This is a genomic window from Paenibacillus aurantiacus (genome assembly GCF_042431225.1).
Lineage (GTDB): Bacteria > Bacillota > Bacilli > Paenibacillales > Paenibacillaceae > Paenibacillus_Z > Paenibacillus_Z aurantiacus.
The window spans coordinates 125789-138552 of record NZ_JBHMDO010000031.1 but is presented as its reverse complement, the minus strand read 5'-3'; the positions used below and the strand labels follow the sequence as shown (position 1 = coordinate 138552).

Here is a 12764-nt window from a genome sequence, read left to right as displayed (position 1 = left end):
GAGTCGCGTTTCACAAGAAAAAAACCCCCGCTGGTAACGGGGGTTAGGGGAAGTAAGGTCTGGTAAACTTTACTTCTTACGTTCGATGGTAGTATCGCGATGTCAATCATGTGCGTCAACGAATCGATGGGGATCGAGACGATGACAAGCATGTTGCTGATTACCTGCTGGTAACAGGGAATCGGCTGATAAATCCGCAAAGTCCTTTTTCGCAAAAAAATGCGATAAAAAGGTCTGCTTTAGTTTTGCCTTTTTATCGGCTGTTTCCCTATTATAACGCTCCAGAGACCGGGAGTAAATACGCTGACCATTACAATCCCATGAATTGTCGAGGAAGGAGGCCGATCTGGATGCCGAAGCCGTATAAGGGACCCACTTCATTCCCATATATGAAATTGAACAATCGCAACTTCGATGTGACGTATCCAGTATCGGTCGATTACAGCTTCCTTCAAGATCTATTCCATATCGAACATGCTTACGATCAGGACGACGTCATGCTGTTCCGCCGTAACAGCCACCCGATGCGGAAGTGCCATGTTACGGAGATGTCGATCCGTCTCATGATGACAATCTCCCGGCGCTTCAATACAGAAGGCACGCTAACCGGCGTATCTACTCACCAGCTCTATCAGCTCATGAACGAGGAGTACGAAGATGCGGGCTCTAAAGAACAGTTCTATGCCGAGATCCGGAAGTTCATCGATCTTGGCCTGATTTCGACCACCAGTAAAGGCATCATCTCGGAATGGCGTCTGGAATCTTATAAGCGCCGGACGGGACGCTTCGTGCTGTTCAACCCGGTCGTTTTTACCAAAGCGTTCACGGATCTGCCGGTATCCGCCCAGAAGCTTTACCTCTATATCATCAGCCGGAATGGCGATAAGGTGAATGCGGAGTTCAAGGAATTTTTTGGAGACGCTTCCTGGATCTATACGCTTACGCATAAGAGCCGGCCGGCCCAGATTCGTAAGTCGCTCCAATTGCTCGCCGCCTTGGAGCCGCAACCGGGGAATCCGTTATTTACGAAGGCAACCGTATCCAAAGACGCCTTGGGACGGTGGTCTTTGTGCTGCGTACCGAATCCTGCTTATCAAGTTCGCCATGAGGCGAATCGGCATTATCGGGCAATCCCGAAGGCGAAAGTGCCTTACAGCAAGACGGTGGGGCGGCTTCGCATGCTGCTTAATTATTTCAGGATCGGCGAACTCGAACAGCTCGACAACGGACAAACCTTCCTTCGGCTTGCTCAATTGCTGCATAACCGAGGGTTGAAGGTGCTGCGATTCGCCGCCAAACGGCTTCGCGAAATGTTCGATAGCCGCGAATTGTTCAGCGCGGATCCCGTGCTGGTTCTTGAGAAAGAATTAGAGGATCGCACGTACCAGCGCTTCATCGAGATTACGCAAAACACAGGCGTTTACGCCTTCATCGTAGGCGAAGAGACCGACTATGCGCTGGCACGTCCCTATCAGTTCTACAGGGCGGTCAAAGGATTCTTCTCCACCCGGCAATTTAAGACGGCTTGCCAGCGAGCGGCGCGGCTGCTGAAAGCAGGGAACGCTGATCTTAGGACAGGCGGGGAGTTTTATCTCGAAGAGTTTCTGATTTCCCGCTTCGCTTAAGGAGACATGCAGCTTATCGCTTAACCCCCGATAATAGGGGGTTATTTGGCGTCGTTTCGAGTTGGCGACTTCGTCCAAGCGGCGGGTCGCACGTCTACCTATAGCGAATAATCCACCGTCTGTTCACAAACCTTTATTCAGCCGGCTGTTATTTTTACTGTAGTTATGTGATAAAAACAGAAATTTAGGATCGCTTTCGGACGCATTGTTCCCGCAATCGTTAATATTTAAGACTTTAACTTGTGAATTGGGGACAAATACTGGGGTTAAACGCCGGCGATCAGGAGGGGCGGTTGAGTCGGTTTCCAACCGGCTGCTTCATTCTGATTTTTGATCCGATTTTTCAATCGGTCTGAAAAAATGACGTTTTGGGGTGGTCAAGGCTGAAAAAATAATTCAGGCCTTCTCAGAAGCCTTGTCCCATGCGGGATTCAGCTCTACTTCGGCCTCGCTAAAAGGTTTTATTCTTTAATAGATACTTAGTAGTAAAAGATATATCTCATCTTCATAGGCGCATTCGCGATTAGACGGCCAGCCATGGTGCGTTAACTCCATAATGATAATCATAGCGGGCTTGTAATCGTCATCCACATTTGTTGACATTTAACAATAAGGGTGCCATAATCGATCTAGACTTTGACATTAGATGTATCTATAAATCAAATGCAAACAGGGCATTCCGAACGGTTATTCCGTCGGAGTGCCTTTGTGCTTATTTGCGGATATTTACATTTAATGTATAAGTCAATCCAGCATGTGGGGAGGAGATCATCATTCAACGTTCATGTCGCCGTGCCTGAGCTGCGAATGCGAGTATGTCGTTGAAAACATTGCCTTGTCTTAGTTTTTCCTGATAGAAGCGTAAGCTGTCAGAGGAGGTTGCGGACATGTGTTACTTCCCTTTCTTGTAAGCGGGATTGTTTGGGGAATCTTTGTTGCGGTACCGGTCGTATCGACGGCCGTTCTTTGCATCAGCCGATCCTTGGTGAAGGGAAGATAGTACGGTATAGTCTCCGGACTAGGAGCCGCGACGGTGGATGCGCTTTATGGCTTCATTGCCGTCTTTGGTTTGACGTTAACCTCTAAATTTTTGATGGATCGCATGGGCTGGCTTCAACTGTTGAGCGGAGCGATATTTCTATTGCTTGGTCTGGTCAAGTTGGGGATGTTCCGTGCAATTAGGCGCGGGAATAGCACGCTCTTTATTCCTTATCTTTCAGTCGTCCTGCTGACTTTATCGCAATCCATGGCTATTTCATCGTTATCGAGCGTACGCGCGCCTCATAACGAGCTTTCATCGTTGCTTCTAGTCATCGGCGTATTTATCGGCTCCTTGTTATGGTGGATGTTATTGTCCACGATTGCGGATTATTTTCGATCCCACGTTTCCTTGCTTGCGTTGAGATGGGCCAATCGGATTTCCGGTGCCCTCCTGATCGTATTTGGGATCGCTGCGATAGCCTTTTCCATGAGCGGTCTAATCATGTAATTTAAGCAAATCAGCAGTGACTAGGCAAAATCCCATGATGAATTTGGGAGTGATAGGAGGGCGGTAGTTGTGATGGGGACAAAAGGGAAGCGCCACGGGGATCAAGACTGCTACTACTATCTATTTTTATGGCTATCCGTGCTATCGATTCCGCTGCTGGTCCTCTCGCTTATCGGCGCTTATTTTCATTGGTTTGGTTAAAGCCAGCGTAATTGGAGGTCATGCATATGGTATCTGCTTCGGATATACGGCTATTAAGGACATGGGGTAGCATTTACGATGAGCCATAGGAATCCCAAGCCACCGCTCCATCCGAACGATACACCGATATGGAACCGGAGTTTTGGGCGTATTTGAGTCGAAGTGTGGGTGCCGGATGAGAGTTTAGTCCTAATCGCCGAAATTCGTATTTGTACGTTATACAGATAAAGAATGTCCATGTAAACACCACCCGTAGATCGTTCGTAAAAGCAACTTGGCTTTGGTTGTCCAAAGCTAAGTTGCTTTTTGTGTTGGCCTAAAACTTGAGACTCATCTTCCCTTTCAGTCCCTAACCATTTACCTGTCTCCAGCAATCGAAAGGGAGTACGGTCAGGCGTTACCGAGAACGGTGCATATATCCACCTAGGAACTATGTCACTCGTCTTACGATGGTTATTTCTATAATATGTAAAGTATGACGTAAATCGACATGCAAAACTCGAAATTAATATTAATAGGAAGGGCACCCATGGTTGAGAAAGATGCTGGAGATTGGAGAGGATGCAACATTGTTTAATGATCAGATGCCTAAAAAAGAGCCACATTCGACATTTCATCACGAACTTGCGAATTCTTCCAAAATATCGAATACATCGTTTGTGTCAAATAAACACGCTACTAATTTTTTACCTAATACGCTGCAGTCTCTTCAGCCTGTCATTGGAAACCAAGCCATCCTACAAATGGTGAAGAAGAAGCGAGATATCAATAATAACTTAGAGACAGATAATTCAGACGTGAAACAAATAGGATCCCAAGGAAAACAAGAGGTTGAAGAAAACGAAGCCATGGAAAAACAAGAGGAGGTAGATCCTGAAATTGAAAAGTTTAATACAATAATGCTCCCAATACTTAATGATATTCCGTTTAATTGGGAAGCAAAAAGAGGTCGTACAAATAGAAGTCTTTCATTAAAAGGTAAAGAGAATCAAGAACAGAGTCAAGGAAAGTATTCAGGTGCGAGTATACTTAATACGAAACCCGAAAAAATTGATAATAACACTTCAGTTGGAGAAGAAATGAAAAAATTCTTCTTTGATGAAAATTATCCAGCTGATAAGAAAACGCTTCTAAAAAATTTTATTGATGATGCGTTGGAAAATGCTTTTCAGAAGGATGAAAAGGATTTAAGCACCGAGGAAAAGAGATATAAGGATCCAGATATAATGATGGCCCTTAGATGGGTTAGAGACTTGTTTGTGTATCGTGGCTCTAATAAAAGTGGAAAGTCGACTGGAAGCGGAACCCTTGACGTTGAAGTGACTGACGAGAGCATATCGATAACCGGCCGTCCTGCTTTCGAAAAAGATGTCTCCATCTCTGGAATGAGAGATGGACTACATAGACGTCATATTATTGCATGGCATACTATTAAGGGGGCTGTGCAAAATGTTGCAAACCATATACTTTCACAAGGTGGAACGGTTGAGGTACTGTATAAACACTTTCATCAACTATACATCGAAATGGGTATAGAAAAAGAACTGCAAGATAAAAAAACTCAATTAGTAGAACAACTAAAAATAAAGGATAATGCTAAACTACAAAATCAGTTGAAAAATATACCCGAGATTCCGTCATCAAAAATAACAAAAGATTTAGAATTCGTATTAAAAAAAGTGCTAAGTAAATTGAATAGTAACGTTAAAAACTTGTGGCCCGGCGATGGCTATGAGAATTCGCTTATCAATTCTTATCAAGAGAGCCTAAGGGGATGGAGTAACGTAATTAAGGAGAAGATTGAGGGAAAGCCGAGCCCAGAGCAAAAGGAACAACTGGTAAAGGAGGTAAAGTCATTCCTAAATAAGAAACTCGATGAACTAAAGACACGTATTTCAACTAAAGACGAAAATAAGGCCGCCTATAGTGATATTTTATCCGCAATACCTGAAATATTGATTCCCATGCTCCAACCGGAGGATATCGACGTTGACGAGATCCAACAATTATTGCTCGATATGGCCGATAACTATGAGGTAGATTGGCCACATGTGAATATGAAAAAAAAGGAGAAGAATAAGGATGAAGATGAAGATGAAGATGAGTATGAGGATATGGGTGACCATAAATACCTTCAGAAGCATGGTATACAACTACCGAACCATATGTTAAAAATCGGTGGAAAATTTCTTAATTGGTCTGAAGAGAAAGGGGATATTTTCAATTCCAATAATAATGCTGATCAAGCTTTAACAGAATTGATACAACTGATCAATGAATTTTGGAAGGCTGATAAACAGAATGGAAATGAAAATTTCCCCAAAAAAGCGGAAAAGAAGGATGAAAATAAAAATTAGCGTGAAACGCTTTGCAATCGATGGGGCTGCACTAGGCTAACCGATAGGCACTGTGTAAACTCTCAAGCCGAATTTAGATTACAATGAGAGAAAGGGTTTGAGAGGATGGCACCAATGGCGAGATTCAGTAAGGAACAAGTGAAGGCGTTTGTGAAGGAGAATAACCTCAAGACGATGGACGATGTGCAATCCTCACGGAAAGAGCTGTTTGCAGAGACGCTGCAATCGATGCTGGAGGCGGAATTGGACACGGAGATGGGCTACGAGAAGCACGACGTGAAGAGCAAAACGACGTCTAACAGCCGTAACGGCAAGAGTAAGAAGACCGTAACGAGCGAGTACGGAGACGTCGAGATTAGCGTGCCACGAGACCGTAACGGCGAGTTCGAGCCTGTCATCGTGAAGAAGCATCAGTCCACCGTAACCGGCATTGAGGACCAGATCATCGCCATGTACGCCAAAGGTGTCAGCACACGGGATATCCAGGACCACCTGAACCAACTGTACGGCATTGACGTCTCGCCAACGATGATCTCGAACGTGACGAACAAGATTGTCCCCTCATTAAAGAATGGCAGAATCGGCCGCTGCAGGGCATTTACGCGGTCGTCTTCATGGTCACCATTCACTACAAAGTGAAGCAAGACGGCGCCATTGTGAACAATGTGGCCTACATGGTCATTGGCATCGATCTTGACGGCAACAAGGGACAAATGCTCCTCCAGCTCTCCGTCTTTTTCCCCGACCGAATTGGTTAATATATGCGTTAATATTTTGCTTCATGGGGGTTACGCAAATAGCTTTACAGACCCACGGCGAATACGCAGAAAAAAGGCGGCTAATGAGCAATCATCGGCCGCCTTTTCGTGTGCGAAATGAACGATAGGTGTAAAGCTGTCCCGCGGCTTATTCGCCGCTGCTTCCGATAAGCGCCTGATGCAGTTCCTGGTTCCACTGAGCGCGTTCCCGGTTATACACCCCGAATCCGGCCCCGAATTCCCAATACGCCCATGAGATGCTCCGTTTCTCCGCTTCGCTTCGAATGAACGTTGTCCAGCGGGTGCGCGATTCCATGTCGGCCTTGGAATAGGCGCCGAATTCGCCTAACCAGAGAGGGCGGTTGTGTTCTTTGCCCCACGCCGCAGCTTGGTCGAGATCGCGAATCACTTGCTCTTGGCTGGCCGGATTGGATTCGGATGGCTGGTTGTTATAGTCTTCAAACCATCGATGGACCCAAGGCACTTGATCGGCAGCTTCAGCGGCTTGCACCTCGGTTGACGGCGGACCAGGCCAAGTCAAGCCCGTCGTGCTTGTTTCCGCGCCGTTCCATTCCGCGCCTTGATGGGTGAATAGGAAAGGCTCATAGTAGTGGAACGTTACAATCGCATTCTTCTCTTCTTCCGGCACGTTCAATCCGTGCAAGCCGCCAATGCCGCCCCATTCGGAAGTTCCGATGATGAGGGTATGCCGGTTATCTACGCCTCTGATCGTCTGGATCGCTTCAGTCAGAAGATCGTTCCAAGCCGCTGCGGTCAGTTTGCCGTGCGGCTCGTTGAGCGGCTCGAAGTAAACAGAGAGCGGCCGGTCTTTATACCGCTGCGCCAACTGTTCCCAAATGCGCAAAAATCGCTCTTTGTGTTCGTCCGGCGCCTCAAAAATCTCATCGTAATGGTGCATGTTGATCACCGCATTCAATCCTTGGGATTCGGCTTGATCGAGGACCCAATCCACGCGCTTCGCGAACGTCTCGTCGATCGTGTAGGGAGGTTCTGTAGACGCATGGGCAGACCATTTGATCGGAACGCGAACCGTATCGAATCCGCCGTCTGCAATGAGCCCGAAATACGCTTCCTGCAAGGTGATTCCCCACTCGCCTTCACGGGGAGCTTCTAGTGCATTGCCCAAATTAACGCCTTTACCTAGCCGCTCAGCTTGCCGGAATGGATCGGGTGTCGTGTCGTCCAGCGAGGTCGTGCTCGACGTACAGGATGCGAGAAGCAGGGGGAACAAGAGCAAGGCAAGAACGGAAGTTCGCGTGTTCATAATCGCCATCTCCTTAACGGTCACAAGGTAGTGTCTATAACGGCAAGAATGTAAACCCTTTCATTTTTAATGTTATTCGACGCGATTGATCTTTATCCTCTTGGTGCAGTATGTTTTGCTTTCTTGGTGAGCGAAAATTATCAAAATGTGTTTGGCGATGTTAGGTGATTATTTGCCTGCTTAAGATGATGGTCCTAAATGGATAAGCGCCCGATATTCTGGCCTATTCAATGAGCATCCGAGTATCGAACCAGCTGCCAAGGGTGGAGGAACTCACTTTTTCTTCATGAAGAAAAATAACAAATTGGTTATCGTTCAAAAAAACATTGCGCTCGATTCGTTATTTGTTATGATATAAATGTAAGCGCATCCATAAGTTATGGCGCACGAAAGCCAATCATCACCACAATCGAACAATGGGAGTGAGGAGATGAACGGGACGGGGAATACCGGAGCGCCGCTGCTGGAAGCTCGCGGCGTCACACGGGTGTTCGGCAAGGGAAACGCCGCGGTAGTTGCCCTAAAGGGCGCAACGCTAAGCGTCAGCCAAGGCCGGTTGATTGCGTTGAAGGGACGATCTGGATCAGGTAAGACGACGCTGCTGAATATGATGGCTGCGCTTGATTCTCCAACGGAAGGCGCCATATTTTATAGCGGCAGGGACGGCGGTAAGATGACCGATCGGCAGAAGAACGAGATGCGTAAACGCGAGATCGGTCTAATCTTCCAATCCTTTGCGCTCGTCCCTTATATGACAGCCTACGAGAACGTCGATTTCGGTCTTCGCATCGCCGGCATTCCGGCGACGGAGCGGAAGAAGCTGGCGGAACAGGCGCTCGCGTTCGTCGGATTGGCCAGCCGCATGCATCATATGCCTGCAGAGCTCTCGGGCGGCGAGCAGCAGCGGACGGCTATTGCGCGCGCGATCGCCCATAAGCCAAGGCTGATTCTGGCTGACGAACCGACGGCAGAGTTGGATTCCAGAATGGGGAAGCAAGTGATGCAGGTTTTCCGTGAGCTAGTCAGGTTGGAGGGGATCGCCATCGTGATGACAACGCACGACCCGCACATTATGGAACTGGTCGACGACGTATATGCATTGGAGGATGGTCGAATTGGATCGGCAAGCAGCAGGGAGGCTTAAACGTCGTTTAGTTGTGGTCGTCTCGCTGCTTGTAACCGCCGCGATGTCGAGCGGTTGCAGTCTTCTGCCGCAGGAGCAGGCTCCGCTTGCGCCTCCGCTCGTCAAGCCGGCGCAGAGCGAAGCGCGGACGGTCGACGCGAAGCTTGGCAGCATCGCAAGACAGATCGCGGGTTCGGGCACGTTCGTGCCGACCCGTGTGAAGTATTACCAGCTCCAAGCAGGCGGCGTGATCGACAGCGTCAACGTACGGGCAGGAACTGTCGTCAAGAAAGGCGACGTGCTTATCACATTAGACAATGAAGGCGTCGATATTGAGCTGCTTCAACGGGAGCTGGAATATGAACGAAAACGTCTGGCGCTGGAAGAGACAGTCAAGGGCGGAAACGGTAGACACATCAAGATTGCGAAGCTCGATTATCAGCTGGCAGAGCTGCTGTTCGAGAAGACGAAGGAGAAGGCTGCCGCCTCTGTGCTGACAGCGGCTGGGGACGGGATCGTCTCCTACTTCACCGACTTGATGCCTGGCGACCGGGTCGAACCGGGACGCGTGCTGGCGGCGATTGCCGACCCGCAAGCAATGCGGCTGGCTTTGACGACGACCAATAACCCCGTACTCTCCGACATTAAAGTCGGCATGATAGCGGAAGTGAAGTTCCAAGGTCAGCAATATGCGGGCAAAGTGACGCAAACGCCTGCCTCTGCGCCGCAGACGGATGACGACAGGCTTCGTGAGGAATATGCCCGGACATTATATATCGAGCTGGACAGCTTGCCCCCGGAGGCAGCGCTAGGCAAGATGGCGGATATTACGATCGTCGCCGAACGGCGGGATAACGTGATTGTCGTACCGAAGGCCGGCGTGCGTACTTATTTCGGACGGACCTTCGTGCAGGTGCTTGACGGGGAACGCCGCAAGGAGCTCGATGTCGAGACGGGTCTAGAGAACGCGACGGAATTTGAGATTGTCCAAGGCGTCGAGGAAGGCATGAAAATCATTCTACAGTAAGTCATGTGGGGAAACGAGGGAGCGTTAGGCTATGTCCGTTCTCATCATGTTGTTCCGCAAGTTGGCACGAAACCGCTGGCTGGCTGCCAGTCTGCTCGCAGGCATGCTTTGCTGTATCGCGCTCACATCCAGCATGCCGATCTATAAGAACGCCGTGCTCCGCTATATGCTAGTCCAAGACATGGATCGAAGTTACGCGGCAACAGGCGTTCACCCGGGCGTCGTCTCCATCGACATTACGATGCGCGATGACGATCCCCAGGTTCAGAAGGCTATTAAGCAACGGTTGGCCTCGTACTGGGCGTCCAACATTACGGACGGCAGCTTGAACCTTATGCTCGACCAGCGGATGATGGAGACCGTCCGCTTCGCGCTGAAGCCGGCCGACCCTTCGCGCGTCAACGCGGAGGAGAAGCGTTCGGCCAAATTCGCCGCCCGTACCGGACTCGAAGAGAAGGTGCGTGTCGTAGACGGCGTCCTCCCCAAGAAGGAGCAGGTTGATGGCGTATATGAAGTGATGGTGACGGACAATGCGCTCGTCGAGCTGAAGATGCTGCTGGGCCAGGAATATATCATTGACGACCCGAGGCCGGAGAGGCAAGCGATTCGCATCAAGCCTGTCGCCGTCATCGCGGAGAACGATTTGAGCGACGTGTATTGGAGCCGCGCAAGTCTTGGTCAGGAGCGCAATACGCTGTTTTTGCCGGAAGGGCTGTTCAGGAGCGACTTCGCGGAAGATGGCCCGTTCGTCTTCGCGAAGATCGGGGCGCTGGCGGCAGTCGATTATACGACGTTCGACATCCATACGGCCGAGTACATGGTCGATCTCAAATCGAACATGACGGACGACATGCTCGGAACGTATAATTTTGCCGTCAGTTCGTCGGTGTGGGTACCCGGTAATGACGCCATGACCGCATATGCCGACCGGGAAGAGACGCTTCGCCATCTACTGTGGTCGCTCAACGTGCCGCTCTTTATCCTGATCGGGTTCTATCTCTATATGGTAACCGGCATGTTGATCGAGCGACAAAAGTCCGAGATCGCCGTGCTTCGCAGCCGCGGCGCGACAAGAATGCATATCATGTCCATCTATGCGATGGAATTCGGACTTATCGCGCTATTCGCGCTTGCGGCAGGCCCTGTTCTAGGCGCGGCGTTTACGCGGATACTCGGTTCGACCAGCACGTTCTTAAACTTCGTGGATCGCGGCGCGCTTGCCGTGCAAATTTCTGCCGAAAGCTGGCTGTACGCAGGGGGAGCCGCGGTCGTCTCTTGGGTCGTCGGCCTGATTCCGGTCTTCCTCGCGAGCGGCAATTCGATCGTCGACCAAAATCGTGCGAAGGCCCGCGAGGGGAAACGTCCGGCGTGGCAGACGTTCGGGCTGGACATCATGCTCCTTGGCCTCTCGTTCTACGGCTACTATGTCTACCAGCAGCGAATGCGCGATTTGATTAAACTCGGCCTGGACGGACAGTCGTTCTCGGCGGACCCGCTGCTCTACACGGTGCCCACGCTCTTTATTCTCGGCGCAAGCCTGCTGCTCATTCGCGCCTACCCGCTCCTTGTGACGATCCTCTATCGAATCGGCCGCAAACGGTGGGCGCCGCAGCTTTATTCCGCGCTGCTGCTAGTCAGCCGGCGCAATCGGCTTTATCACGGTCTGATGGTATTCCTCGTGCTGACGATCGGCACCGGCATCTATAATGCGAACACGGCCCGCACGATCAACGGCAACATGGAGGATCAAATCTGGTATGCGAAAGGCAGCGATATCGTTCTGCGCCAACATTGGGTGAACGATGCGCCGCCGCCATCGGTCCCCGGTCAGGCCGGAGCTGATCAGCAGGCTGCCGTGTCAACGCGCATCAACTATTTGGAGCCGCCGCTGGCCATGATCGAGCAGCTTCCCGGCGTGGAACGGGCGGCGAGAGTGTTCGTCAAGGAACAATCGGACGCCTGGCTCGGCAACAAGAGCGGCAAGGTTCGCTTAATGGGCATTGATACCGATGCTTTCGGCGAAGCTGCCTGGATGAAAGAGGGCTTACTGCCGCATCACTTCTACGATTATCTGAATTTGATCGCGCCAGACGCGAACGCGGTGCTGCTGTCGAGAACGGCGGCCGATTATTTCGGAGCGCAGATCGGCGATGTCATCGACGCAGGCTGGGAAGGCCTGCGTCCGACGCGGTTCGTTGTTTACGGGATCATGGACTACTTTCCGACATTCAATCCGAATCCCACATCGATCGAGGCATCGCTGGATATTCAGAATCCGATGCTCATCATCGGCCACCTCGAGAAGATCCAAAGCGAGCTGGCGATGGAGCCCTACGACGTATGGATCAAGCTGGCGCTTGGCGCCGATCGCCGGCAGCTGCTTGAAGCCATCGATGAGAAGGGCATCGCGCTTGAGAAGTTCGAGGATACGACCGGGGAAATCGCGCAGAGCCGGCTCGATCCGTTCCGCATGGCGATGAACGGCGTCATGAGCCTTGGCTTCATCGTGTCGCTTGTCATCAGCTTCATCGGATTCATGCTCTTCTGGCTCTTGTCGCTGCAAGGGAGGATGCTGCAGCTCGGGATATACCGGGCGATGGGGATATCGTTCCGTCAGCTTCTCGGCATGCTGATCGTCGAACAATTGCTGACGACGGGAGCGGGTTTCCTGATCGCCCTGACAACCGGCTGGGCGGCATGCCGCATTTTCGTACCGTTGTATCAGCTCTCGTTCGATCCCGGGCGCATCGTGCCGCCGTTCGAAGTCATCTCGGATAACATCGACATCGTCCGGCTTGCGGCCGCGACATGCATGATGCTCGCTGCTGCGCTCCTCTTTCTCGCGTGGTTGCTGAAACGGATGAACATCTATCAAGCGGTCAAGTTGGGGGAGGATTAA

General features: G+C 50.5%; 8 protein-coding genes and 1 pseudogene. 8 read left to right on the top strand and 1 reads right to left on the bottom strand.

What is annotated here, in order from left to right; genetic code table 11:
* Positions 1–350: 350 nt before the first annotated feature.
* The 5 genes and pseudogenes from ACFFSY_RS18630 to ACFFSY_RS18610 form a co-directional block, all read left to right on the top strand.
* Positions 351–1625, top strand: coding sequence for a hypothetical protein (locus ACFFSY_RS18630; protein ID WP_377496772.1), 1275 nt, complete (start codon positions 351–353; stop codon positions 1623–1625).
* Positions 1626–2631: 1006 nt separating this feature from the next.
* On the top strand, positions 2632–3114 hold the full coding sequence (locus ACFFSY_RS18625) for a LysE family transporter (protein WP_377496863.1): 483 nt from the start codon (positions 2632–2634) through the stop codon (positions 3112–3114).
* 69 nt (positions 3115–3183) lie between these two features.
* A complete protein-coding gene (locus ACFFSY_RS18620; protein WP_377496770.1) occupies positions 3184–3315 on the top strand; it encodes a hypothetical protein in 132 nt (43 codons plus the stop codon).
* Between the two features lie 533 nt (positions 3316–3848).
* Positions 3849–5672, top strand: coding sequence for a hypothetical protein (locus ACFFSY_RS18615; RefSeq protein ID WP_377496768.1), 1824 nt, complete (start codon positions 3849–3851; stop codon positions 5670–5672).
* 114 nt (positions 5673–5786) lie between these two features.
* Positions 5787–6379 (top strand): annotated as a pseudogene (locus ACFFSY_RS18610) (IS256 family transposase); the annotation flags it as partial.
* A gap of 199 nt (positions 6380–6578) precedes the next feature.
* On the opposite strand, the gene ACFFSY_RS18605 reads toward ACFFSY_RS18610, so the two are convergent.
* A complete protein-coding gene (locus ACFFSY_RS18605) occupies positions 6579–7715 on the bottom strand; it encodes a glycoside hydrolase family 5 protein (protein ID WP_377496767.1) in 1137 nt (378 codons plus the stop codon).
* Positions 7716–8145: 430 nt separating this feature from the next.
* On the opposite strand from ACFFSY_RS18605, the gene ACFFSY_RS18600 reads away from it, so the two are divergent.
* The 3 genes from ACFFSY_RS18600 to ACFFSY_RS18590 are packed head-to-tail and all read left to right on the top strand — an operon-like array spanning position 8146 to position 12764.
* A complete protein-coding gene (locus ACFFSY_RS18600; protein ID WP_377496765.1) occupies positions 8146–8859 on the top strand; it encodes an ABC transporter ATP-binding protein in 714 nt (237 codons plus the stop codon).
* Complete coding sequence (locus ACFFSY_RS18595; protein ID WP_377496763.1) at positions 8831–9865, top strand: efflux RND transporter periplasmic adaptor subunit; 1035 nt, start codon at positions 8831–8833, stop codon at positions 9863–9865. The genes ACFFSY_RS18600 and ACFFSY_RS18595 overlap by 29 nt, the downstream gene beginning before the upstream one ends.
* Positions 9866–9896: 31 nt before the next feature.
* Positions 9897–12764: an ABC transporter permease gene (locus tag ACFFSY_RS18590; RefSeq protein WP_377496761.1), complete on the top strand. Its 2868-nt coding sequence runs from the start codon at positions 9897–9899 to the stop codon at positions 12762–12764.